Annotated in this window: 21 protein-coding genes; 8 read left to right on the top strand and 13 right to left on the bottom strand. The window is 71.9% G+C overall.

Annotation, left to right across the window (positions count from 1 at the left end):
• Window positions 1-8 precede the first annotated feature (8 nt).
• A complete protein-coding gene (locus BJ992_RS23435; protein ID WP_343072815.1) occupies window positions 9-2,090 on the top strand; it encodes a tetratricopeptide repeat protein in 2,082 nt (693 codons plus the stop codon).
• Window positions 2,091-2,134: 44 nt separating this feature from the next.
• On the opposite strand, the gene BJ992_RS23430 is transcribed toward BJ992_RS23435, so the two are convergent.
• On the bottom strand, window positions 2,135-2,587 hold the full coding sequence (locus BJ992_RS23430; protein ID WP_281390448.1) for an NUDIX hydrolase: 453 nt from the start codon (window positions 2,585-2,587) through the stop codon (window positions 2,135-2,137).
• Window positions 2,577-2,984 carry a hypothetical protein gene (locus BJ992_RS23425; protein ID WP_184984477.1) on the bottom strand — a complete coding sequence of 136 codons (408 nt, stop codon included), beginning with the start codon at window positions 2,982-2,984 and terminating at the stop codon, window positions 2,577-2,579. The genes BJ992_RS23430 and BJ992_RS23425 overlap by 11 nt, the downstream gene beginning before the upstream one ends.
• A 143-nt stretch (window positions 2,985-3,127) precedes the next feature.
• Here BJ992_RS23425 and purU point away from each other — a divergent pair, with 143 nt between their 5' ends.
• A complete protein-coding gene (gene purU, locus BJ992_RS23420) occupies window positions 3,128-3,976 on the top strand; it encodes a formyltetrahydrofolate deformylase (protein WP_184984475.1) in 849 nt (282 codons plus the stop codon).
• 12 nt (window positions 3,977-3,988) lie between these two features.
• Here the strand turns inward: purU and BJ992_RS23415 are convergent, their stop codons facing one another.
• Entirely contained in the window at window positions 3,989-6,061 is a 2,073-nt protein-coding gene (locus tag BJ992_RS23415; RefSeq protein WP_184984473.1) for a prolyl oligopeptidase family serine peptidase, read from the bottom strand.
• 354 nt (window positions 6,062-6,415) lie between these two features.
• On the opposite strand from BJ992_RS23415, the gene BJ992_RS23410 reads away from it, so the two are divergent.
• Window positions 6,416-6,925, top strand: coding sequence for an HNH endonuclease (locus tag BJ992_RS23410; RefSeq protein ID WP_184984471.1), 510 nt, complete (start codon window positions 6,416-6,418; stop codon window positions 6,923-6,925).
• A gap of 410 nt (window positions 6,926-7,335) precedes the next feature.
• Complete coding sequence (locus BJ992_RS23405) at window positions 7,336-7,818, top strand: helix-turn-helix transcriptional regulator (RefSeq protein WP_184984469.1); 483 nt, start codon at window positions 7,336-7,338, stop codon at window positions 7,816-7,818.
• A 228-nt stretch (window positions 7,819-8,046) separates the two neighbouring features.
• On the opposite strand, the gene BJ992_RS23400 is transcribed toward BJ992_RS23405, so the two are convergent.
• The 3 genes from BJ992_RS23400 to BJ992_RS33155 form a co-directional block, all read right to left on the bottom strand.
• Window positions 8,047-8,253 carry an FmdB family zinc ribbon protein gene (locus BJ992_RS23400; RefSeq protein WP_184984467.1) on the bottom strand — a complete coding sequence of 69 codons (207 nt, stop codon included), beginning with the start codon at window positions 8,251-8,253 and terminating at the stop codon, window positions 8,047-8,049.
• A 197-nt stretch (window positions 8,254-8,450) separates the two neighbouring features.
• Window positions 8,451-10,292, bottom strand: a complete 1,842-nt coding sequence (gene ilvD, locus BJ992_RS23395; protein ID WP_184984465.1) for a dihydroxy-acid dehydratase — start codon at window positions 10,290-10,292, stop codon at window positions 8,451-8,453.
• Between the two features lie 169 nt (window positions 10,293-10,461).
• Window positions 10,462-11,280 (bottom strand): nuclease-related domain-containing protein, encoded by an 819-nt coding sequence (locus tag BJ992_RS33155; protein WP_343072814.1) that lies wholly within the window; start codon window positions 11,278-11,280, stop codon window positions 10,462-10,464.
• Window positions 11,281-11,433: 153 nt separating this feature from the next.
• Here BJ992_RS33155 and BJ992_RS23385 point away from each other — a divergent pair, with 153 nt between their 5' ends.
• Window positions 11,434-12,852 (top strand): amidase family protein, encoded by a 1,419-nt coding sequence (locus BJ992_RS23385; RefSeq protein WP_184984461.1) that lies wholly within the window; start codon window positions 11,434-11,436, stop codon window positions 12,850-12,852.
• A 3-nt stretch (window positions 12,853-12,855) separates the two neighbouring features.
• Here BJ992_RS23385 and BJ992_RS23380 read toward each other — a convergent pair whose 3' ends face one another.
• The 4 genes from BJ992_RS23380 to pepN form a co-directional block, all read right to left on the bottom strand.
• Entirely contained in the window at window positions 12,856-13,827 is a 972-nt protein-coding gene (locus BJ992_RS23380) for a hypothetical protein (RefSeq protein WP_184984459.1), read from the bottom strand.
• A 12-nt stretch (window positions 13,828-13,839) separates the two neighbouring features.
• Complete coding sequence (locus tag BJ992_RS23375) at window positions 13,840-15,714, bottom strand: DUF2207 family protein (RefSeq protein WP_184984457.1); 1,875 nt, start codon at window positions 15,712-15,714, stop codon at window positions 13,840-13,842.
• 19 nt (window positions 15,715-15,733) lie between these two features.
• Entirely contained in the window at window positions 15,734-16,294 is a 561-nt protein-coding gene (locus tag BJ992_RS23370) for a LemA family protein (protein ID WP_343072813.1), read from the bottom strand.
• Window positions 16,295-16,499: 205 nt separating this feature from the next.
• Entirely contained in the window at window positions 16,500-19,067 is a 2,568-nt protein-coding gene (gene pepN, locus BJ992_RS23365; RefSeq protein WP_184984455.1) for an aminopeptidase N, read from the bottom strand.
• A gap of 222 nt (window positions 19,068-19,289) precedes the next feature.
• Between pepN and BJ992_RS23360 the strand changes: the two genes are divergently transcribed.
• Window positions 19,290-19,928, top strand: a complete 639-nt coding sequence (locus tag BJ992_RS23360) for a mycothiol-dependent nitroreductase Rv2466c family protein (protein ID WP_184984453.1) — start codon at window positions 19,290-19,292, stop codon at window positions 19,926-19,928.
• A gap of 153 nt (window positions 19,929-20,081) precedes the next feature.
• Window positions 20,082-21,488: an aldehyde dehydrogenase family protein gene (locus BJ992_RS23355; protein WP_184984451.1), complete on the top strand. Its 1,407-nt coding sequence runs from the start codon at window positions 20,082-20,084 to the stop codon at window positions 21,486-21,488.
• A gap of 21 nt (window positions 21,489-21,509) precedes the next feature.
• Here the strand turns inward: BJ992_RS23355 and def are convergent, their stop codons facing one another.
• Complete coding sequence (gene def, locus BJ992_RS23350) at window positions 21,510-21,998, bottom strand: peptide deformylase (protein ID WP_184984449.1); 489 nt, start codon at window positions 21,996-21,998, stop codon at window positions 21,510-21,512.
• Window positions 21,999-22,130: 132 nt separating this feature from the next.
• On the opposite strand from def, the gene BJ992_RS23345 reads away from it, so the two are divergent.
• Window positions 22,131-22,607 carry a ribose-5-phosphate isomerase gene (locus BJ992_RS23345; RefSeq protein ID WP_184984447.1) on the top strand — a complete coding sequence of 159 codons (477 nt, stop codon included), beginning with the start codon at window positions 22,131-22,133 and terminating at the stop codon, window positions 22,605-22,607.
• Window positions 22,608-22,618: 11 nt separating this feature from the next.
• Here BJ992_RS23345 and BJ992_RS23340 read toward each other — a convergent pair whose 3' ends face one another.
• A complete protein-coding gene (locus tag BJ992_RS23340) occupies window positions 22,619-22,819 on the bottom strand; it encodes a hypothetical protein (protein ID WP_184984445.1) in 201 nt (66 codons plus the stop codon).
• 13 nt (window positions 22,820-22,832) lie between these two features.
• The gene (locus BJ992_RS23335) at window positions 22,833-24,086 is read right to left on the bottom strand and encodes a GNAT family N-acetyltransferase (RefSeq protein WP_343072812.1); all 1,254 of its coding nucleotides are present in this window, start codon (window positions 24,084-24,086) and stop codon (window positions 22,833-22,835) included.
• Between the last annotated feature and the right edge of the window lie 53 nt (window positions 24,087-24,139).

Here is a 24,139-nt window from a genome sequence, read left to right as displayed (position 1 = left end):
CACAAAGGGTGAGCCCTCACCCTGACCACACGTGGATCCACAGCGGATCGTCCGGTGCGCGGCTGACCCTGGCCGCGGGCCTGGACCTTCCCGCTCCGGTCCTCGTCGTCGACGCGCACCGCCGGCGGCGAGGGCCCTACACGTTCGGTGGAACCCTGCTCCGCGCCATGTTCCCGGCCTGCGCGGAGCAGGCGCCGGAGGTGGTCGCGGCGCACGACATCGAGATCAGGGCGGCGGCGCTGGACCTGCGCGGCCAGGTGGCCGCGCGGCACACTCCGCTGCACGAGATGCTGCCTGAGGACGAGCGCATCCTGGTGCCGGGTGCGCGGCGCACGTCACGCATCGCCAATGGAATAGCCGAATTCGTCCGGGACTGCCGGGTGCCGCTCGGCGCCGTCGTCGTCACCGACATGCATGAGGCCGACGCCACCGACCGTGAACTGCTCGCCGCACTCCTGCGGCGTTTCGACCCACGGCGATTGACGATTGCCGTCTGTTCCCTCGCACCCGCGCCGGATTCATTCAAAGGCCATCGGATATCGGCCATATCGTCCCTCCGGGAGAGCGCGGAGGACCTCGCCGAGCGTTATGTGGCCTCCGACGGCACTTCCGACGACCCGCGCGCCGTCGCGGCGTACCGTGCGCTTCCCGCCGCCGAGCGGGCCCGGCTGCACGACCGGCGTGCCGACGAGCTCGCCGCAGGTGATCCCTCCCACACCCTCGGCGCCATCCCCTACCACCGTGAGCACGGCGCCGACCCGCGCGGCGCCGGAGCGCGGGCCGTGCTCGCGGCGCTCACCCACTGCCTCGCCGAGGGCTTCCTCGACGCCGCCGCCGACCTCGGCAGGCGCGGCCTGCGGCTCGCCGAGCCCGGCACCACCCGCTGGTGGACGTTCGTCCAGTCCGCCGCGACCGCGCTGGCCGGCCTCGGCCAGATGGACGCGGCACGCGACCTGTACGACGCGGCCCGAGGGGCGAGCGTGGACCCCGAGGTGCACTCGGCCGCCGCCTACGGCACCGCCATGCTGGACGCTCGCCACCCGGACCCGGCGCGGCGCGACCTCATGCGGGCCGAACGGTGGGTCAACGCGGCCATCGCGATCTCCAGCCTGCTGCCGGACCCGGTGGTCCGCGCGTTCAAACTGGGCTTCGACCTCAACGGCAAGGCGCTCATCGAGACGCGGCGCGGCAACGACGAGGCGGCGCTCGCGCTGGTGGACGAGGCCGTCCGGCTGGCGGACGGGGATTTGCCGCCGGGACGTCACCCGCTCCACCGCATGGTCCTACGCGCCAACCGGGCCCAGGTGCTCGCGGGCATGGGCCGCCGTACCGAGGCACTGGCCGAGATGGACGCCGCGATCGGCCTCGACCCCGGTCACCCCGACACCTACCTCGACCGAGGCACGCTTCTGTTCCGCATGGGACGGCCGCAGGCCGCGCTCGCCGACTACGAGGCGGCGCTGCGGCTGAGCCCGCCGCTGCCGGAGGCGCACTACAACCGCGCTCAGGTGCTGCTCGACCTGGACGACCTGCCGGGAGCGCGTGCCGACCTGGACCGCGTGCTGGAGCTGGACCCCGGCTGGCTGGACGCCTGGATCAACCGTGCCGGGCTGCTGCTGCGGCTGGGTCTGGCGGACGAGGCACGCGCGGACGTCGAGGCCGGGCTGGCCCTGGCCCCCGGCGACCCCCACCTGTGCTGCGTGCTCGGCCAGCTCGAAGCGGCAGCGGGACGGCAGGAGGCGGCCGAGGCGGCGTTCGCCACGGCGCTGGCGGCCGATCCGGCGCTGGCGCAGGCCTGGGCCAGCCGCGCCGGGCTGCGCTACGACAGCGGCGACCTGGAGGGGGCCGTCGCCGACCTGACCCGCGCCATCGAACTCGGCGCCGGGGCCGAGGCGCACTTCAACCGCGCCATGGCCCTGCGTGCCCTGGGCCGCGCAGGGAAGGCACTCGACGACCTGCGCCGCGCGCAGGCCCTCGACCCCGCCGATCCCGACATCGCCGCGGCCCTCGCCGAGGGCCCGGCGGACACCGCCAGGCGACGTGACGCGGCACTCGGAGAAGGGCCAGGAGAGACCGGCGAGGCGACGTGACGCGGCGCTCAGCGAGTCGCCGGTCCGGCTCCGTGCCGCGGCGTTCAGTCCCCGGCGAGCCGCAGCAACTCCGCGGTGATCTCCACGACGTGCGGCGGCCGGATCGGGTCGGGCAGCGTGGCCAGCTCGGCCGGTGACAGCCACGCGCTGCCGAGGTAGGTCCCGCTCTCCTCGGCGGTGAGCATGGCGGGGTCGGCGCGCGGGACCACGGGGAAACGGGCCAGGTAGAACGGTTCCACCTTGACGTAGTGCACACCGAGCCAGTGGAAGTCGCGCGGCACCGGCACCCAGACGTCCAGCACGGCCCGCCCCGGCAGCCCGGTCTCCTCGGTCAGCTCCCTGCGGGCCGCGGCCAGCGGCGTCTCGCCGGGGTCCATCCCGCCGCCGGGCGGCTCCCAGAACACCTCGCCGCTCACCGTGTCACGCCAGTGCATGAGCAGCACCCGGCCGAGCCCGTCCACGCACATGACCCGCGCCGCGGGCCGGTCATCGGCCAACGTCGTCCGGCGGGTCCGGCCAGGTGTTGGCGTTGACGATCTCCCAGAACTCGTCCGTGCGGCCCTTCGGCCGCCGGCCCCCCTGGCGCTCCAGCTCGGCCGCGATGGCCCGCTGCTCGGGGTAGGCGCCTTTCATGGCCTCCAGCCACTCCACGGGGTCCACACCGGCCGCACCCGCCGCTCTGATCGCCATCTCGGCGTACTGCTCCGGCGTGGCGTTGAGTATCCAGCCGGTGCGCTCCATCAGCTGCTCGTCGGTGAGCTCACCGCGCTGCCAGGCGATGGCCTCGGCCAGGTGCTCGGCGACGAAGACCGCGTTGACGTACCCGGGGAGCATCGCCGCCAGCGCGACGGCGGCCCGTTTCTCACCCGGTGAAAGCGTGTGCCATTTCAGCACGCTCCGGCTCCTTCCCGCTCGCCAGGCGCCACTGTACTGGGCCTTCGCGGCGGGTGCGCCGCCGCCGCGTCCAACCTGTGGAAGAAACGGCGACTATCACACCTCGGAGCGGTAACCTTCCTCAGGGCGAGGTGGAGGGTGAGATGAGCTCCGAATACGTGCTGACGCTGTCCTGCCAGGACCGGCCGGGGGTGGTGGCCGCCGTGTCGGGCCTGCTGGCCGCGCACGGCTGCAACATCACCGAGAGCCAGCAGTTCGGTGACGCCGGTGCGGGCCTGTTCTTCATGCGGGTGCAGTTCACCTCCGACCTCACCGAGGCCGCTCTGCGCGGGCTGTTCGCCGGTCTCGCACCCGAGCTCGCCATGGAGTTCCGCCTGCACGACCTGGCGGTCAGACCCCGGGTGCTGGTCATGGTGAGCAAGCTCGGCCACTGCCTCAACGACCTGCTCTACCGCACGCGCTCCGGCCTGCTCGACATCGAGATCGTCGCGGTGGTGTCCAACCACCCCGACCTGCGGCCGCTCACCCAGTCGTACGGCATCGACTACCACCACCTGCCGATCACCCCCGACACCAAGCAGCGGCAGGAGGCAGAGGTCCTCACCCTGGTCGACCACTACCGCGTCGACCTCGTGGTGCTGGCCCGCTACATGCAGGTGCTGTCGGAGGACCTGTGCGCCAAGCTGGCCGGCCGGGTCATCAACATCCACCACTCGTTCCTGCCGTCGTTCAAAGGCGCGCGGCCCTACCACCAGGCGCACTCGCGCGGGGTGAAACTGATCGGCGCGACGGCCCATTACGTGACGGCCGACCTCGACGAGGGCCCGATCATCGAGCAGGAGGTCGCCAGGGTCGACCACACCCACTCACCCGAGGACCTCGCCGCCATGGGCCGTGACGTGGAACGCCTGGCCCTGGCCCGGGCCGTCCGCTGGCACGCCGAGCAGCGCGTGCTGCTCGACGGCCACAAGACCATCGTCTTCCCGCGCTGACCCCCGCCGGCCTCAGCCGGTGAGACCGGTGTGGCGGGCCAGGAAGGCGAGCTGGTCGGACAGCATCTCGACCGAGCGGCTCACCGCACGTGCGCCGTGGCCGACCTCGCTCTCGTTGCGCAGCAGCACGGGCCGGTCGGGGTCCGTCTGCGCATGCTGCAACGCGGCGCACATCTTCCACGCGTGCAGCGGGTGCACGCGGGTGTCGGACCCGAACACCAGGAACAGCGTGGCCGGGTAGCGCACGTCCTCGCGCACGTGGTGGTAGGGGGAGTAGCCCCACAGCCACTCGAACTCCTCGGGCACCGACGCCGAACCGTACTCGACGTTCCAGGTGGCGCCGAGGCCGAACAGCTCGTACCTGACCATGTCGAGCAGCGGAGCCGCGCAGGCCACCGCGGCGTACAGGTCGGGACGTTGCGTGAGCGCGGCACCCACCAGCAGGCCGCCGTTGGAGCCGCCGGAGATGGCGAGCTGATCGGGTGTGGTGACACCGGTGGCGATCAGGTGCTCGGCCGCGGCGTGCAGATCGTCGAAGACGCGCTGCTTGCCGCCGAGCATGCCGGCCCGGTGCCACTGCTCGCCCTGCTCGCCGCCGCCGCGCAGCTGTGCCACGGCGTACACCCCGCCGGCCTCCACCCACGCCAGGGTGCCGGCGGAGAAGCCGGGGACCATGGACACCCCGAAGCCGCCGTAGCCGTACAGGATGGTGGGCCGCGGGCCGTCCCCCGGACGCGACGTGACGATCATGTGGACCTCGGCGCCGTCCGCCGAGCGGAACACCACCTGCTCGGTGGTCACCTCGGGCACCTCGACCGCGCAGGGTGCCGCCTCCCACAGGGTGGTCTCACCGGTGCGCGCGTCGTAGCGCCTGATGCTGGTCGGGCTGGTCTGGTCGGTGTAGCCGAACCACGCCTCGTGGCCGCCTTCGGGGTGATCAGTGATCGCGCCGATGCTGCCGAGGCCCGGCAGAGGCACCTCGCCGATCCGCTCGCCGGTGGCGAGGTCGTGCACGGTGATCTCGCTGATCGCGTGGCGGGTCCAGCCGGCGAGCATGATCGGACGCTCCAGATCGTCCAGGATCGCGAAGTCCGACAGCACGGCCTCGGCGTCCTCGTCGATCAGCTCGCGCCAGTGCTCGGCGGTGAGCCGGCCGGGCTCGGTCACGCAGACCCGGCCGCGCGGCGCGTCACGGTCGGTGAAGACGTAGACCAGGCCGTCCCTGCCGAACTGCAGCACGGTCTGCGCGTCGACGTCCTGCTGCACGGTGACCAGCTCGGGGGCCTCCAGGGACGAGGTGGACAGATCGGCCACCCACAGGTCGTTGCGCGGCGCGGTGCCACGGGAGGCGGAGACGGTGAGCCAGCGGCCGTCCATGGAGACCGCGACGCCGTAGTAGTTGGTCTTCTCCAGCCCCTCGCCGAAGATCATGACGTCCTGCTCGACGGGGGTGCCGAGACGGTGGAGGTACACCCTGCGGTGGTACTGCTCCTCGCCGGCCGGCACGTCACCCGGCGCGAGCCTGCGGACGTAGTAGAACGCCTCGCCGCCGGGGAGCCACGCCACGGGGGAGTAGCGGCACCGGTCGATGGGGCCGTCCAGCAGCTCGCCGGTCGCCACGTCGATCACGTGGAGCTTGGACTCCTCGTCGCCGCCGACGGAGATCTGGTAGGCGAGCGCGCGGCCTTCCTTGTCGGGCTGCCAGGAGTCCACCGTGGTCAGGCCGGAGGGGTCCATGGCGACCGGGTCGAGCAGGGCACGCTCGGCGCCGCCGGGGTCGGCGGTGTAGAGCACGGCGTGCTCCTGGTCGGGGGTGCGGCGCATGGCGAAGCGCCGCTCACCGCGCCACACCGGCGCGCCGACGGTGCCGGAGCGGACCAGCTCGGTGATGCGGTCACGGAACGCGTCCCGCCGGGGGGTGGCGGCCATGTGTTTGGCGAACAGATCGCTCTGCGCGTCGAGCCATTCCCTGGTGGCGGGATCATCGGGATCCTCGAGCCAGCGGTACGGGTCGGGCACCGGCGTGCCGTGGAGATCGTCCACGATGTCGTCACGGCGGGCGGTCGGGTACGGCTCTCGCGTCATGATGGCGAGCTTATGGCACCTTCGTCATGATGGATGGACCGAACGTGTCCGGCTTCGCCGTGGGCTGATCCGACGGGGAGAAGAGTGATCTTTCCCGGAAAGGTTTGCTTAGCGGGTACAACCGGACATAAACCGAAAGGCGGGGTCTGGAAGACACGACCGTTAATTGGGGTGGCGGGAGAGTCGACCGAAAGGCCACACTTGCTGAGGGCGGTGCCGTGGAACCCATCCACCGGACCGTCCGGCGGAGGTGCTTGTGACGGAATCATCCGGGGCCCAATCCGACGGGCCGCAACCCGGGGTGTGCACCGGCGCACCCCCCTTCCGAACCTGCGCGGCGGGAAGGCCCCGCTGATGCGCCAGGTGCTCCTGCTCAACGCCACATTCGAACCGCTCACCACCTTGAACCTGCACCGCGCCGTGGTGCTGGTGATCATGGAGAAGGCGGACGTCGTCCATCGTGACGGCCGGGGCGCCGTGCTGCGCTCCGCGTCCTGCACGCTGGAGGTCCCCTCGGTGATCCGGCTACGGCGCTACGTCCGAATCCCGTACCGCTCACGCATCCCGCTCACCCGGGCCGCGCTGATGCGGCGGGACGATTACCGATGCGCCTATTGCGGTCAGCGCGCGGAGACCATCGACCACGTGCTCCCCCGCTCACGCGGCGGCCCGCACACCTGGGAGAACTGCGTCGCCTCGTGCATGACCTGCAACCACCGCAAGGCCGACCGCCTCCTCGACGAGATCGGCTGGACCCTGCGCGTGGCCCCTGTCGTCCCGAGAGGCGCACACTGGCGCCTCATCGGCGCGCAGTTCGACGGCGACCCCCAGTGGGCCCCGTACCTGACCGAGACCGCGGCCTGAGCTCTGCCGTCCCCGCGCGCACACTGCGCGCGGGGACGGCAGAGGTGGGACAGCACAGTGAGAGAACCGTCGTCCGTCACGCGCACATGGCGCTCGGCGGAGGAGTGGCAAAGCGCGGCGACAGAATCGTCGTCCTGCGCACGGCGCTCGGCGGAGTGGTGGCGAGAGGCGCGGCGAGAGAGCCGTCGTCCTACGCGTGCGCACGGCGCTCGGCGGAGGGGTGCGAGCAGCGCGGCAAGGGAACTGTCGTCCTCCGGGGGAACACGGCGCGTGGAGGTGGCCGGGTGCCTGCTGACCTGGCCGGACAGGCAGCACGGCGTTACAGGCGGGCAAGGAAACGTCACCATACCGAGGTCGAGTTCCAGATCTGGTGTTCGAAAAATGTCGGTTCCGGCGGGTACTGTAGTGGTATGGCAAACGTCACCACGCCGCTTCTGACGACCGCCGAAATCGCCGCTCTCGCCCTCTCCCTGGCCCACCTCGGCGAGGGGCCGCAGGCCGCCACGGCCCGCCTCGGCCTGCGCCGCGTGTTCGACATGCTCGACCTCGATGACGAGGTGACCGCTTCCACCCTCGACACCCTGACCACCCCACTGCCCCCCGACGTGGCCCGGCGCGCACGCACCATCGCGGGTGCCGTCACCGGCCGCCAGGTGATCCGCCTGCACTACCGCGACGCCGGCGGCCGCGTCAGCTCCCGCGACGTCGAGCCCGTCACCTGCCTCGTCCACCGCACTCACTGGTACCTCGTCGGCTGGTGCCGCACCGCTCTCGGTGTGCGTGCCTTCCGCTTCGACCGCATCGTCGCCGTGGAACCCACCCTGGTCCCCGCACGCCCCCACCGAGCCGAGCGCTACCTGCCGTTCCAGCGGCGCGCCATGACCGCCGCCTGAAGACCCCGGCGCACACCGGAAAGCCCCGGGGCCGGCCTCCGGCCCCGGGGCCCCTACACCTTCGCGGCCCGCGGCCCCGGAGCCCTGCGGGTCGTGACCCGCGCGGTCAGGCGCCTGGTCCGGCGAGGTCGTGACCCGCAGGTCAGATGCCTGGGTCCGGCGAGGTCGTGACCCGCGGGGGTAAGTGCCGGGTCCGGTGCCTGGGAACGGCGAGGTGTTACGGCGTCGTCAGCCGCAGCAGCCGCCACCGCAGCAGCCGCCCCCACCGGACGGCCGCGGCGCCGCCGCGCCGCCAGTGACGGCGACGGTGGAAAGAAGCTTCACCGTGTCGTCGTGCCCTTCCGGACACGCCACGGCATCTCCGGAGGCGGACATGGGCCGGGACACCTCGAACGTCGACCCGCACGCACGGCAACGATAGTCATAACGCGGCATGCCTCAAGAGTACGACGTCCCACCGCACCTTCCCGCCTCGATCCGGCGGAGCCGCCGGCTCTCCGCGTCGATCCGGCGGAGCCGTCGTGCTCTGCCACGTCGACCGTGCGAGCCGTCGTGCCGTCCCGCCTGGACCCGGCGGCGCCGCCGATGCTCGGCGGGCCCGCCGGGGTGGTGGGAGGCGCCGCGTGGCCGTGTCAGCGGGCCAGTTGGCTGAGGTCGCGGGAGGCGCCGGTGGAGGCGCTGGTGGTGAGAGCGGCGTAGGCCTGCAGCGCGGCGCTCACGGGGCGTTCGCGGTTCTCGGGGCGGTAGCGGCCGAGGGCGGCGAGCAGGGTATCGCGGCGGGAGGCCAGCTCGGTGTCGGGGACGCGCAGCTCGATGGTGCGCGACGGGATGTCGATGTCGATGCGGTCGCCGTTCTGGACCAGGGCGATGATGCCACCCTCGGCGGCCTCGGGGGAGGCGTGGCCGATGGACAGGCCCGAGGTGCCACCGGAGAAACGGCCGTCGGTGACCAGCGCGCACGCCTTGCCGAGGCCCTTGCCCTTGAGGAAGCTCGTCGGGTAGAGCATCTCCTGCATGCCGGGGCCGCCCTTGGGGCCCTCGTAGCGGATGACCACGACGTCGCCTGCGGTGACCTTGCCGCCGAGGATGCCTTCGACGGCGTCCTCCTGCGACTCGAACACCACGGCGGGGCCGCTGAAGCGCAGGATCGACTCGTCGACACCGGCGGTCTTCACGATGCAGCCGTCGGGGGCGATGTTGCCGTAAAGCACGGCGAGGCCGCCGTCACGGCTGTAGGCGTGGTCGAGGTCGCGCACGCAGCCCTCGGCGCGGTCGAGGTCCAACGACTCCCACTGCGCGCTCTGGGAGTAGGCCTTCACAGTGCGCGCGTTGCCGGGGGCGGCGTGCCACAGCGTGAGGGCCTCGTCGGTGACCGCGGGGGACTTGGGGTCCCAGGCGTCGAGGAACTCGGTCAGGGAACCGGCGTGGATGCTGTGGGTGTCGCGGTGCAGCAGCCCGGCGCGGTCCAGTTCGCCGAGGATCGCGGGGATGCCGCCGGCCCGGTGGACGTCCTCGACGTGGTACTTGGCCGTGGCGGGGGCGACCTTGCACAGGCACGGCACCCGCAGCGACAGCTCGTTGATCTCCTTGAGCCCGAAGTCGACGCCGCCTTCGCGGGCCGCCGCCAGCAGGTGCAGGATCGTGTTGGTCGACCCCCCCATCGCGACGTCCAGCGCCATGGCGTTCTCGAACGCGTCACGGGTGGCGATGGCCCGCGGCAGCACCGACGCGTCGTCCTGGTCGTAGTAGCGGGTGGTCAGCTCGACGATCTGCCGTCCGGCCTTCTCGTACAGCGCCTTGCGCGCGGTGTGCGTGGCGAGGGTGGTGCCGTTGCCGGGCAGGGCCAGGCCGATCGCCTCGGTGAGGCAGTTCATGGAGTTGGCGGTGAACATGCCGCTGCACGAGCCGCAGGTGGGGCAGGCGTTCTCCTCCATCTCCAGCAGCTCGGCGTCCGACACGCTGTCGTCGGCGGCGGCGATCATGGGGTCGATGAGGTCGAGCTTGCGGCCCGCGGGGGCCTTGCCGGCCTCCATGGGACCGCCGGACACGAAGACCGTCGGGATGTTGAGCCGCAGCGCCGCGAGCAGCATGCCTGGCGTGATCTTGTCGCAGTTGGAGACGCAGACCAGCGCGTCGGCGCAGTGCGCGTTGACCATGTACTCGACCGCGTCGGCGATCAGCTCGCGGGACGGCAGGGAGTAGAGCATGCCGCCGTGGCCCATGGCGATGCCGTCGTCGACCGCGATGGTGTTGAACTCGCGCGGGATCCCCCCGGCCTCGCGGACGGCGCCGGCGACCACGTCGGCCACCTCGCGCAGGTGCACGTGACCCGGCACGAACTGGGTGAAGCTGTTGGCCACCGCGACGATCGGCTTGCCGAAGTCGGACCCGGCCACCCCCGTGGCGCGGAGCAGGGCCCTCGCTCCCGCCATGTTCCTGCCGTGAGTGACCGTACGAGACCTGAGGGCCGGCATGCCGTTCTCCCATCCGATGACAGCTCGGTCTTCAAATGGTACGGCCGCCGCCCGGCACGTGAGACCAGAGGTCCACGAGCCGGACACAGGAGAACGGGGAACCGAGATCCTTCGGGGCTCCCGGGGGCAGTGGTGGATGACGGGAAGCCCCGAAGGACCCTTGCGACGGTCAGTGCTCGGGATAGCGCGCCGGCAGGACCTCCGCGGCGACCGCGTAGATGTCCTCGATCTCCTCAGGGGTGAGGGAACGTTCCCGGTTGGTGATCCACCTGCGCACCCGCCCGCCGTCGAACACGTCGACCTCGCGGATGTTGAGGATCTTCCACGGGATCGCCGGACCGTAGATCGCCAGGGACGGCACGACCGATACCTCGTGGCCGAGCGCCTTGGAGATGAGCTCGCTCGCCTGGGACGCCTCCCAGCGGGCCTCGTCCAGCCGCGGCTTCTGGTTGAACGGCCCGTGGAACAGCTTGCGATGCGACTGGACGCGCACCGGCAGCCTCTTGTCCCACTTCTCCGAGTCGACGGCGTACACGCCGGTCGGGCCGATGACCAGGTGGTCGATCTGCGCGTCGCTGCCGGGGATGGCCCGCGCGTGCAGAGTGAGGTAGCCGTTGCGTTCGAGCTTCTTCAACTGGGCCTCGGTGCGGCGTTCCGCCACCGAAGCGCGCCGCCACGGGGCGACGGAGGAAACCGTGCGTGCGCGGTAGATCGTGTCCGCGATGGCCGCGATGATCGCCGCGATCAGCCCGAGCCGCCAGCTCCACAGCGGGATGCCGACGACCAGCCCCGCCCCCACCGCGATCAGCGCGCGCAACCGCAGCGGCCGGTACTTGGGCTGCTGGAGCAGGCCAAGCAGTGAAGCGCGCTCGACAGGCGCGTAGGTCTCCTCGGGAGGCGCGGGCTGAGATCGCGGCTCTGAGGAGCGGTCACTCACCCAGATGGGTGACGTATTGTGACCGTCGTCGGGGTCTAGGCCGGAATCCACGCTACTCACGGTAGTTGACGCCCCAGACGGTGCCTAGTGTTGGCTAGTTCACATTTTTGTGGCCGTGCGTTCCCGCTTCGTGCGGCGAAAGCCGGGTATCTACGCGTTTTCTCTCTAGATAACTCCCGGCCGCACACTTTACTGTGCGGAGACGTGGCGCACATACACGATCTCACAGCTCTGGAGCTCGCCGCGGCCGTCCGTCGCAAGGAGCTGTCCCCTGTCGAGATCACCGAGCACTATCTGGAACGCGTCGGCCGGCTCAACGACGACGTCGGCGCGTTCGTCACGCCGACCCCCGAACTCGCCCTCGACCAGGCACGGGACGCCGAGGCGCTGCTCCTGTCGGGGGCCGAGCCGCCTCCGCTGCTCGGGGTCCCCGTACCCGTCAAGGACCTGAACCTCGTCAAGGACGTGCCGGTGCTGTTCGGCTCGGCCACCTACGAGGGGTTCGTCGCGCCGGTGGACGACAGCATGGTGGAGCGCCTCCGAAAGGCCGGCACCGTCATGCTGGGTAAGACCGCAACCCCCGAATTCGGCCTGCCCTGTTACACCGAGACGTACGTCTCCGCGCCGTCGCGCACACCGTGGGATCTGTCACGTTCGGCGGGAGGGTCGAGCGGTGGCGCCGCCGCCGCGGTCGCCGCCGGGCTCGCCCCGGTCGCGCAGGGCAGCGACGGCGCCGGGTCCATCCGCATCCCCTCGTCGCTGTGCGGCCTGTACGGCATCAAGCCCACCCGCGGACGCGTGTCGTTCGCCCCGATCCTGCCGGACCTCGCGGGTCTGTCCACCAACGGCCCCATCGCGCGCACGGTGGCCGACGCCGCCGCTCTGCTGGAGGTCATGGCGCACAACCAGCCGGGGGACCTGTACCTCGCGCCGCCGTCACCGATGCCGTTCACCGAGGCCGTCACCCGGGAACCCGGCCGGTTGCGCATCGGCCGCGACGCGACGCCGGTCGTGCCGGGTTCCGAGGTGCACCCGGAGGTGCTCGCGGCGTACGAGAAGGCGTCGGCGCTGCTCGAGTCGCTCGGCCACGAGGTGGTCGACATGCCACCGGCGTTCGACGCCTCCATCGTCGCCGATTTCGAGAAGCTGTGGTTCTGCTTCGCCGGTGTGCACCCGGTGGACCCCGAGATGGAGCCCAAGCTGCGTCCGGTCACGCGGTGGCTGCGTGAGCGCGGCTTCGCCACGCCGGCGCCGGAGTTCCTGCGGGCCCAGTCGGCGTTGCAGACCGCGACCCGCTTCGCGTTCCTGGTGATGAACGAGTACGACGCCATCTTGTCGCCGACCGTCACGCGGCCGCCGGTCCCGGTGGGCTGGTTCGAGGACGTCGAGGACCCGGAGGAGACGTTCCGGCGCATGGAACGCTTCGCGCCGTTCGCCGCGATCTACAACGTCAGCGGCCAGCCGTCGGTCAACCTCCCGCTCCACTGGACGCCGGAGGGCCTGCCGGTCGGGGTGATGCTGTCGGGCCGCGTCGGCGGTGAGACCACGCTGATCTCGGTGTCCGCGCAGGTCGAGGCCGCCGTCGGTGGTTTCTGGGGGGACCGCAGGCCCACGATGTGGTGAAGCTCAGGGTTCCTCGACGAGGCGCACCAGGTGAGCCGCCACGTCGGCCAACAGCGTCGCCGGCGCGATGGATGCGGCGGCCACCGCGGTGAACAGGGCCGGCAGGCCGGGGAGCGGGAAGCCGTCCTCGGTGAGGACCGTGGCGCCGGTCTCACCGCGCGCCAGGCTGAGGCGGCTGCGCGACCAGGCCTCCTGCACCTCCTCCGGCGACGGCACACCGAAGCCGTGGCCGACCGGGGCCGCGTGCCTGAGCCGCACCAGCGGGGTGTCGGCGAACGCGCGCGCGGTCGCGCTGCGGGCCACCACGCCGTCCCGCGCGTCCACGGGGATCCAGTCCATGGCGGTGCACGGGTTGCGGCAGCGGGACACGCAGGTCGCGAGGGCCCCGGCGAGCTGGCTGTGCTGGCGGTCGAAGTAGGCGCGCCAGCCCGTCGCCGGTTCCTGCGCGACGCGCAGCGTGCGCTCGGCGGCCGACTTCTCCGGCTTGGTGTGGCAGCACTCGCGGTCACCGATGGCGCCGAACCTGCTGCCTTCGGCCCGCAGGCCCGGCGGCCACAGCACCGGGTCACCGGCGTGGCCGAGCACCGGCTCGAACGCCAGCAGCGGCAGGTACTCCGCGGCGATGTGCACGGCCGCCATCATCGAGCTGAGCTCACGACGCTCCCACCGCACCTTGATCACCTCAAGGAGCAGCCCGTACGCCGGCCGCAGCGACGCCAGGGCCCCCCGGGGCTGTTCGCGCGCCGTCTGCGGCATGTGGCAGTCCCGGGCCCGCCGCCGCAGCCCCGCGGGAACGGTCCTGGCGTCCACCTCGGCCGCGAAGTCCTCGGCGTCCAGCGTGAGGAGCCGCTGCCCGAACTCGCACAGCGGCGGGATCAGCACCGCCTCCGGCACGACCTTCGGCGCCAGCGCGCCGAGGTCGGCGAACGCGTGACGCCGCGCCAGCTCGGCGAGCAGATGTCGAGGCGAATCCACCCCGACACCCTCTCACGCCACCGGTGATCTGCCTCCCATCCGTCTCGCCACCGTGCGGGCCAGCGCGACCATCGCGTCCGGTGGCGGCGGCCCGGCGGGGGAGTGGACATGGACGGCGAACGTCCCCTCACCGCTGCGTGCGGCGATCACCCCGGGGTACAGCATGGCGCCGGTCCCGACGCCGTTCACCGGGCTGCCCTGGACCCGGGTGAGCAGGTGCCCGATCACCATCAGGTAGCCGCCACGCTTGCCCTTCGCCGCGTACAGGTCCACGGTGACCTCCGCGCCGGCGAGCCCGGTGCCGCGGAACCGGCAGGACTCGGTGGCCAGCCAGTCCGGGGTGGCCGGCCGTTCCGGGTTCGCCTCCGCCGGCCCGGTGTCGACGCCGAGCACCCGGCGCAGATCGGCCGGCGTCAGCAGCGTCGCGAGCCACGCCGGCACCGCCGGCTGCCTGCCGCGGCTCGCCGCCGCCGCGAACGGCCCCGCCTCGGCGAGGTCGCGCGGCGCGTCGAGTGTGTGCTCCCCGGTGTCGTCGTACGACGCGGTGCCGCGGTGCCGTGAGCGCCGCAGGATGTGCGCCTCGTGGATCCACCCGACCCGGCGCGCGGCACTCACCCGCACGACGTCGCCTTCGGCCAGTTCCCGCCACGTGGCCTCGCTGGTGCCGTACGCCATGACCTCGCGGGCCCGGCCGTCGTCCAGCGCGACCCAGTAGACGTACTTGGAGTTGCCGTTGTCGTCGGAGCTGACCGTGACACGGCGCAACCGCACGACCTGCCCCTCCAGTTCCGTCTTTCCCGCGAGATCGGCCACGGCCCGCGCGAACGGCAGCGCCGCGACGGCGGCACCCACGAGGTAGGCACCCGGCAGCACCAGGCCGGACGGCCACAGGTCGAAGGCGCTCGCCGCCACCCCGGCGATCCAGCTCCAGAACCCGGCGAACAACCCGGTCACCAGCGCGCGGAACGCCACGGTGCCAGGGGGCCATCCCCGCACGATCCGCCGCGGGTAGCGCACGTCCACCACGTGCCACATGCCGCCGTAGTCGGACCAGGCGCGGCGGTCGTCGGCCGGCACGCTGACCGGCAGCCCGGCCACCGCGCGCGGCGCGAGGCCGAGCGCGGCGGCGTACGCCAGGTGCCGTCCCCAGATCGTCACCGAGGCGGCGGGCCGCTCGGTGTAGGCGTCCCCGGCGGCGAGGTGCTCGCGCACCCCGAGCCAGTACCCGGCGGCCTCCGCGCCTTTGGCGGTGCCACGCTCGCCGTTCAGCTTGCCGACCAGCGCGGTGAGGAACGCGAACCCGATGACGGCCACTCCGACGCCGGCCCCTTTGTCGTCGGCTTCGGCGTTCACCTCGACCGCGATGGCCGCCGCGACGGCCGGCACCGCCGCGGTGAACGTCAGCAGCGTGGCGTGCGCCTTGCTCCAGCGTGCGCGGGACAGCCCCTGCTCGCGTGCCTCGGCGATCACCTTGCGGCGGAAGCTCTTCCACCACCGGCCGAGGCTGCGGGCCCCCTCGGCGAGCGCGCCGGTCGCCACCACCCCGTCCACGGCCAGCGACCGCACGTGGTCGTGCACGAGCTTCTCGTACGGCGTGAGCGGCCCGCGGGGCTCACGCACCCGCACCAGCGACAGCTCTGGACCGATCTCGTCGATCTCCACCGCTCCCTTGGCGGCCAGATCGATCAGGGTCGCCGAGGCGGCCTCGTCACACAGCCGCCAGTCCCCGGTGATCAGGTCGACCACCGCCGGGGACTCCGGCCGCAGCTCACCGGTCGCCGGCCCCGGCCGCACCGAGGGGTTGCGGGTGGCGTACGCGAGCACAGCCACCAGCAGCCCCCACAGCGCGAGCGCGACGGCCGCGGCCACCGCGAATATCGTCACCATGGCGCTGACCCTCGGACGTTCAGAAACGGACCTGGACCGGGCCGCGCTCCTGGCCGGGGGCCTCGAAGTACGCGCGCGGCGTGAAACCGGTCATGCCGGCCACGATGTTCGCCGGCACGGTCTGGATGCCGTTGTTGTAGGTCAGCACGGAGTCGTTGTAGTACTGCCGCGCGTACGCGATGCGGTTCTCGCTGGTGGCGAGCTCGTCCTGCAGGGCCAGGAAGTTCTGGTCCGCCTTGAGTCCCGGGTAGGACTCCGACACGGCGAACAGGCTCTTCAGCGCGCCGCTCAGCATGTTCTCGGCGGCGGCCTGGTCCTGCGGACCCTGCGCGGCGACCGCCTGCTGACGGGCCGCGACCACGGCCTCCAGGGTCTGCCGCTCGTGCGCGGCGTACCCCTTGACGGTCTCGACGAGGTTCGGGATCAGGTCGTGGCGGCGCTTGAGCTGCACATCGATCTGGGCCCACGCGTTGTCGACGGCGCCGCGCCTGCGCACGAGGCTGTTGTAGGTGGTGACGGTGAAGAGGACGAAGAGGATGACGAGGAGGGCGACGACGCCGACGACGACGAGGAATATCACGGGGGCCTCCGGGGCGTACGGTGACAGCGCGCACAGTAGACCTCGCCTGGTCCATGTGTAAACGAGCTGCCGGTGGTGCTACGCCACCATCACAACGCGGGCCCCTTGCAGGGTGCTTACAGGCCGCCGGATCGGCCGTGACGGACCGGCCCGCCTGACGCGCGACCGGACTCGCGCGTCAGGCGGGCGGGGCTCGCGGGCCGGGTCAGGCGGCCGAGGCGTCCTTGGCCCTGGCGCGCAGCGCACGGCTGACGCCGTCGGCGCCTTCCAGCAGCAGGCGCCGCAGCGCGTGGGGCGGCTCGGTGGCCGAGATGTGGTCCTGGGTGCGGGCCACGATCACCGGGTCCACCAGGATCGCCGGGTAGCAGCCGATCGCGAAACGCTGCGCGCTGTCGGACGACCACGCCGACCAGACGCGGCCCACCTCGTCGAAGTACCGCTCGCCGTACGGTTCGAGCAGCTCAGGGTGGGACGGGTCGGCGAACCCGACGATCGTGGCGCGCAGCATCGCGCCGCTCAGCGTGCCGCCGAGTATGGCGGCCCAGGCGGCGGACTTGGCCTCGGCGGTCGGCACGGACGCCTGGCACATGGCCGCGGAGCGCTCGCCGGTCGCCGTCGGGTCGCGCCGCAGCTCGGCCGCGATGTCGTCGGGGCCGAGCACGCCGCCGCTCACCAGCGCGTGGATCAGCGACCATCGCAGGTCGGCGTCCACGGTCAGGCCCTCAGGCACCGCCGTGCCGGACAGGATGTCCTGGATGAACGCCAGATCATCGGGTGAGGTGGCGACGCCGGTGAAGGCGTTGACGTAGGAGAGCTGGTGGTCGGAACCCGGCTCCGCGGTGCCGATGAGCCGGCGCAGCGCCGCCGCCAGGTCCGCGAGGCCCTGCGCGCGCCACGCCGGGTCGGCGTACAGCCGGACGGCCTGGGTGGCCTGCCGCAGCACGGTCTGCAGGACGGTGATGTCGGTGATGGAGTGCACGCCGGAGACGACGAGCGACACGTAGTCGCGGGTGGCGGTCTCGGCGTCCCGCGTCATGTCCCAGGCGGCCGACCAGCACAGGGCCCGCGGCAGCGACTCGGTGAACGCCGCGATGCCGCCGTCGACCAGCGTGCGCAGCGAGCGCTCGTCCAGCCGGATCTTGGCGTACGTCAGGTCGTCGTCGTTGAGCAGCACCAGGTCGGGCTGGGTCTCGCCGACGAGCTGAGGCACCGCGGTGCGGGCACCCACGATGTCGAGCTCCACGCGGCGCACCCGCACGAGGCTGCCGTCCGACCAGGAGTACAGGCCGATCGCGATGCGGTGGGACCGCAGGGTCGGGTGGTCGGCCGGGGCCTCCTGCAGCACGTCGAAGGCCAGGAACCGGCCCTCGTCGTCGACCGTGAACGACGGCCGCAGCGTGTTGACCCAAGTGGTCTCCAGCCACTCCTTGGACCAGGACGACAGGTCGCGGCCCGAGGTGCGCTCCAGCGCCGACAGCAGGTCCTTGAGCTCGGTGTTCCCCCAGGCGTGCTCGCCGAAGTAGTCGCGCACCCCCGCGAGGAAGTTGTCCAGCCCGACGTAGGCGACGAGCTGCTTGAGCACCGAGGCGCCCTTGGCGTACGTGATGCCGTCGAAGTTGACCTCGACCGCCTGCATGTCGGGGATGTCGGCGGCGATCGGGTGGGTGGACGGGAGCTGGTCCTGGCGGTAGGCCCAGGACTTCTCGACGTTGGCGAAGGTGGTCCACGCGGACTGGCCCCAGCGGGTGGCCTCGGCCTGGCACAGCACCGACATGTAGGTGGCGAACGACTCGTTCAGCCACAGATCGTCCCACCAGCGCATGGTGACCAGGTCGCCGAACCACATGTGGGCCATCTCGTGCAGGATGGTCTCGGCGCGGCGCTCCACCATGGCGTCGGTGACGCGGGAGCGGAAGATGTAGTCCTCCAGCAGGGTCACCGCGCCGGCGTTCTCCATGGCGCCGGCGTTGAACTCCGGCACGAAGAGCTGGTCGTACTTGCCGAACGGGTAGCGCAGGCCGAAGACCTCGTGGAAGAAGTCGAAGCCCTGCTTGGTGACCTCGAAGACGTTGCCGGCGTCGAGGTGCTCGGCCAGCGAGGCGCGGCAGTAGACCCCGAGCGGGATGCCGTCGTGCTCGTCGCGCACCACGGAGTAGGGCCCGGCGATGAGCGCGGTGATGTAGGTCGACATCACCGGTGTGGCGGGGAAGTGCCACCGCTTGGCCTGCTGGAGCGTGCCGTGACGGCCCTGGTGCTCCTCCAGCTCCTCCACCGTTTCGGGAGCGGCGTTGGAGACGACCTCCCAGTCGGACGGCACCAGCGTGGACAGCTCGAAGGTCGCCTTGAGGTCGGGCTGGTCGAAGCAGGCGTACATGCGGTGCGCGTCGGCCGTCTCGAACTGCGAGTGCAGGTAGACCTTCTGGTCGACGGGGTCCACGAAGCGGTGCAGGCCCTCACCGGTGCGCATGTAGACGAGGTCGGCGTCGACGCGCAGCTCGTTGGCCGCGGCGAGGCCCGGCAGCGGCAGACGGCCCTTGGCGGGGTCGTAGGTGGAGACGTCCAGCTCGGCGCCGTTGAGCGTCGCGGAGCGAAGCTTGGCCTCGGCGAGGTCGATGAAGGTGGTGGCGCCGGGCTCGGCGCAGGAGAAGCGGACCGTCGTGATGCTCTCGAACCGCTCCTCGCCCTCGGTGAGGTCGAGTTCGACGGAGTAGGACTCGACGTCGAGCAACCGGGCTCGCTCGCGGGCCTCGTCGCGGGTCAAATTACCTGCCACATCCACTCCTCGTCCTGGCGCACCTCCCGCCTCCTCGCGGAAGGGATGCATGAATCCTGCCACGTCGGACGCCGTGATGGCGCACGGGTTTCTCCCCGCGGGTCCCACCGGGATATCCGTATTTCATACTCTTTAAGACTGGAATAGAACGGCGTCCGGGGTGGGTTAGGGGTTGTGTCGCGGATCGCCGCGGCGACGGACCCCGCAGGGAGCATGAGTGCCATGACCGAAAGAACACCGGTCGATTTCTGGTTCGACCCGCTGTGCCCGTGGGCCTGGATGACGTCCCGCTGGATCCACGAGGTCCAGAAGGTGCGCGAGATCGAGCCCCGCTGGCACATCATGAGCCTCGCCGTCCTGAACGAGGACAAGGACATCTCCGACGACTACCGCGCCGTCCTCAAGGACGCGATGGCCTCGGTGCGTGTCCTGCAGGCCGCCGCCGAGAAGTACGGCGACGACGTCCTCGGCGACCTCTACACCGCGATCGGGACCCGGTTCCACAACGAGGCCGCGCTCGGCGACACCAAGGGCGAGGACCGCGTCGCCGCGGTGCGCCGCACGCTCGGCGAGGCGCTCGAATCCCTGGGCCTCGACCCCGGGCTGGTCGCCGCCGCCGACTCCACCCAGTACGACGACGCCGTGCGCCGCTCGCACGAACGCGGCATCACCCTGGTCGGCCAGGAGGTCGGCACCCCCATCATCAGGGTCGGCGACGTCGCCTACTTCGGCCCGGTCGTCAGCCCCGCACCCAAGGGTGAGGCCGCCGGCAAACTGTGGGACGGCGTGCTGCTGGTCGCCGGCACCGACGGCTTCTTCGAACTCAAGCGTTCCCGCACGCGCGAGCCCGTCTTCACCTGATCCGCACCCATCGGCGACGCGGCGCGAGCATCCCTCAGGTTACGACTTGTCAACAACCGGAATCAGGGAGTGACCATCGCGCGCGCCGCGCCGTAACGTCGTCCGGGTAGGGTCCGCCGGGGGGAGGACGCCGCCACGGCGCGAAGGCAGGGCATGCGGCAGCTTTACGTGCGCGGCACCTGGGTCCCGTCCTCCTCGGGGGACGGGACCGACGTCGTCGATCCGGCCACCGAGCGGGTGATCGACCGGGTGCCGTCCGGGTCGGCGCACGACGTGGACCGCGCCGTCGCCGCCGCGCGCGAGGCGTTCCCCGCATGGTCGCGCACCCCGGCCGCCGAGCGCGGCGCGCTGCTGCGGGCCGCCGCGCGGCTGCTGCGCGAGCGCGCCGAGCAGGTCGCGCGCATCATCGCCGCCGACATGGGTGCGCCGTACGCCATGGCGCTCAAGGTCCAGACCCTGCTGCCTCTCGCCGTGCTGGAGGACCACGCGCGCATGGCCGAGGAGCTGGACGAGACCGGCCGGCGCGCGGGCCGTTCGCTGATCGTGCGCGAGCCCGCCGGTGTCGTCGCCGCGATCACCCCGTGGAACTACCCGCTCCACCAGGTCGTGTGCAAGGTCGCGCCGGCCCTGGCCGCCGGGTGCACCGTGGTGCTCAAACCGAGCGAGATCGCACCGCTCGCCGCGTACGCGTTCACCGAGATCCTCCACGAGGCCGGGCTGCCTGCCGGCGTCTTCAACCTGGTCAGCGGTCACGGCCCCGTGGTCGGAGAGGCGCTCGCCGCTCACCCCGGCGTCGACATGGTGTCGTTCACCGGCTCCACCCGGGCCGGCCGGAGAGTGGCGGCGCTGGCCGCGCACACCGTCAAACGGGTCGCGCTGGAGCTCGGCGGCAAATCGGCCAACGTGATCCTGCCGGGGGCCGACCTGCGGGCCGCGGTCAGGGCCGGTGTGGCGAACGCCTACCTCAACTCCGGGCAGACCTGCTCGGCGTGGAGCCGCATGCTGGTGCACCGCGACCACTACGACGAGGCCGTGGAGCTCGCGGTGGCGGCCACGGCCCGGTACACCGTCGGCGACCCGTTCGACGAGGCCACCCGGCTCGGCCCCCTGGTGTCGGCCGCGCAACGCGATCGGGTGGTCCGGTACGTCAACCGGGGGCAGGAGGAAGGCGCACGGCTGGTGACGGGGGGCACCGACCCGCCTCTGGAGCGCGGCTTCTACGTCGAGCCGGTGGTCTTCGCCGGGGTGGAGCCCGGCATGGCGATCGAGCAGGAGGAGATCTTCGGGCCGGTGCTGGTCATCGTGGCGTACCTCACCGAGGACGAAGCCGTCGAGATCGCCGACGGCACGCCGTACGGCCTGGCCGGCGCGGTGTGGGGCGAGACCGAGGAGGCCGCGGTCGCCGTGGCCCGGCGGCTGCGCACCGGCCAGGTCGCGATCAACGGCGGACGTTTCGACCCGTCCGCGCCGTTCGGCGGCTACAAGCAGTCGGGGGTGGGCCGTGAGCTCGGCGAGCATGGTCTGCGGGAGTACCAGGAGGTCAAGGCACTCCAGTTCTGAAGGGCTCCCGGGTTCCGGAGGTCAGGGGGCCTGGAGCAGGATCCCGCGAGCGGCGTCCTTGGCGAGGCGGTCGACGTACAGGACGCCGTCCAGGTGGTCGCACTCGTGCTGGAAGCAGCGTGCCGTCAGGCCGCGGGCCTTCAGCGTCACCGGTCTGCCGAGGCGGTCGACGCCGCGCACGGTGACGCCGGCGGCGCGTGGCGTGGCGGCGTACAGCGGCTTGCCGGTCGCGCGGCCGGGGACCGACAGGCAGCCCTCCTCGTCCAGGACGGTCTCGGGGTCGTCGACCGTCAGCTCAGGGTTGACGACGTGCCCCTTACGGCCGCTCACGTCGTACACGAACAGCCGCTTCGGCACGCCGATCTGCGGCCCGGCGAGACCGACGCCGTCCGCGGCGTACATGGCCTCCGTCATCTCGTCGATCAGCCGCCGCAGGTCCTTGCCGAATTCGGTGACCGGCGCGGCGGGAGTGCGCAGCACCGGGTCGCCGATCACGCGGATGTCGCGCATACCACTCTCCTGTAAGGGGTCTGTTCGCCAAGTGCCTCTTACTCTAGCGGACGAGCGGCAGGCCGGCGTCTCCTGCGGCGTGGCGGCCCGCCCGGTTGGACCCGCCGGGCACGTGGCTGCGATGATGAGCCCGTGCGCGTCTACCTCGCCGCCGACCACGCCGGCCACGAACTCAAGAACCACCTGGTGACCTGGCTCAAGGACCAGGGTCACGACGTCGCCGACCACGGCGCGTACGTCTACGACGCCGAGGACGACTATCCCGTCTTCGTGCTGCGCGCGGCCGAGGCCGTGGCCGCCGACCCCGACGGGCTCGGCGTCGTGATCGGCGGTTCGGGCAACGGCGAGCAGATCGCCGCCAACAAGGTGGTCGGCATCCGCGCCGCGCTGGCCTGGAGCGAGGAGACCGCCGCGCTCGGCCGCAAGCACAACGACGCCAACGTCGTGGCCATCGGCGCGCGCATGCACACCGTCGAGGAGGCCACCCGCCTGGTCGAGGTGTTCCTGAGCACGCCGTTCTCCGGCGACGAGCGCCACCGCCGCCGCATCACGCAACTCGCCGACTACGAGACCACAGGCGCCGTGCCGCCGCTGCCCGCCGGCGACTGACGCCGGCCGCCTCAGCCGCCGCGCCGCCGGGTCTCCGGCTTGCGCCGCGGCGGCTGGGCCTCGGAGCGGCGCGCCGGCGTCTCTGCCTTGCGAGGCGTCTCGTCACGCAGAGGCCGCCGGTCGGCGGCCTCCTGGTGTTCGGCGTCCGGACGTGACACGTCCCGTGCGCGCATCGCGGTGATCGTGGTGATCTGCAAGCTTTGCAGTGCCATGACCGGATCCTACTCAGAAGGTGAGGCCGCCCCAGGGGGCGATCTCCCACAGCATCGCGGCGGACAGCTCACGCAGCGCGCCTCTGCGGTGCTCCTCGGCGATCCCGGCGGAGTGGAACGTCCCGAGCGGACGGCCGCCGAGGTACGCCGCGCCGAGCACGCTGACCGGCAGGGTGAGGTCGGCGGGGTCGGTGGTCCGCGACCACGTGGCACCCTCGCGGTCGCACGACAGCCGCCACCGGCCCTGGTTCCACGGGCACACGGGGTCCTCGACCTCGATGACCACGTCGGCCGCCGCCGAGTACGCGCGCATCGGCATCGCGCGCTCCAGGTCCACCACCCGGATCCACATCTCGTCGAGCCAGCCCGCGTTGAGGTGCCGGGGCTCGGCGAGCAGGTGGATGATCGGGTCGTCGGCGGGCCGGTTGTACGCGAACACGCTGGAGCACAGGTCCCGGTCGAGCACGTGGCCCCACACCGTCGTGTACGCGGCCGGGTCCACGGCGAACAGCTCCATGAGCAGGACCTCGCCGTCCGGCACGTCGTGGTCGGTGAACTGCGCCTTGACGCGGAACAGCGCGTAGCCCCTGACCCCGGCGTCGTCCTCGGCGACCACGCAGCGCAGCGGCCCGTCGCCGCGGCGGGCGGTCTCGTCGTCGGCCAGCAGCGCGCTCCAGCGCTCGGCGGACCGCGCGTACAGGCCGGGCCGCGTGGGCCGCACGGCCTCGAACACGCGCTCCAGGTCGTCGCGCACCTCCGCGGGCCTCGCCACCCGCAACCGCAGCGCCGGGTCGGACGGCGCGTGCGCGGCGAGCCGCGCGCCACGGCGCGGGATGCGGAAGAAGAGATTGTCCACGGCCCTTCCGTAGCCGAAGCGGCCGTAGATGCCGGCCTCCGAGGCGTACAGCGCGGCGAGCGCCTCACCGCGCTCGTGCAGGTCGTCGAGCTGGCGGCGCATCAGCGAGGACAACACCCCCCTGCGCCGGTGTGACGGCAGCACCGAGACGGCGGTCACACCGCACACCGGACGCGGCCCCCCGGGGACGGTCATGGAGAAGGACAGGCCGGCGGTGGTGCCGACCAGCACGTCGCCGTCGAAGGCGCCAAGTGAGCGGTCGAACTCGACCACCGACTTGAAGCGCGCGTCGCGGGACGGCGCGAACTCCTGGTTGAAGGCCTCCTGGAACACGGCCATCCAGAGGGGCCACTCCGACTTGTCGAGGGTGCGTATGGCAGGGCTGAACCGGGGACTTGGCTGAGACGTCACGGAGTCACGGTAGGACCGGGCAAACCGGATCGGCCACCTAATATACCCGTTTA

This window comes from Sphaerisporangium rubeum (assembly GCF_014207705.1).
Lineage (GTDB): Bacteria > Actinomycetota > Actinomycetes > Streptosporangiales > Streptosporangiaceae > Sphaerisporangium > Sphaerisporangium rubeum.
Note: the sequence above shows the minus strand (reverse complement) of the source record. Positions and strands in the feature narration are given on the sequence as shown.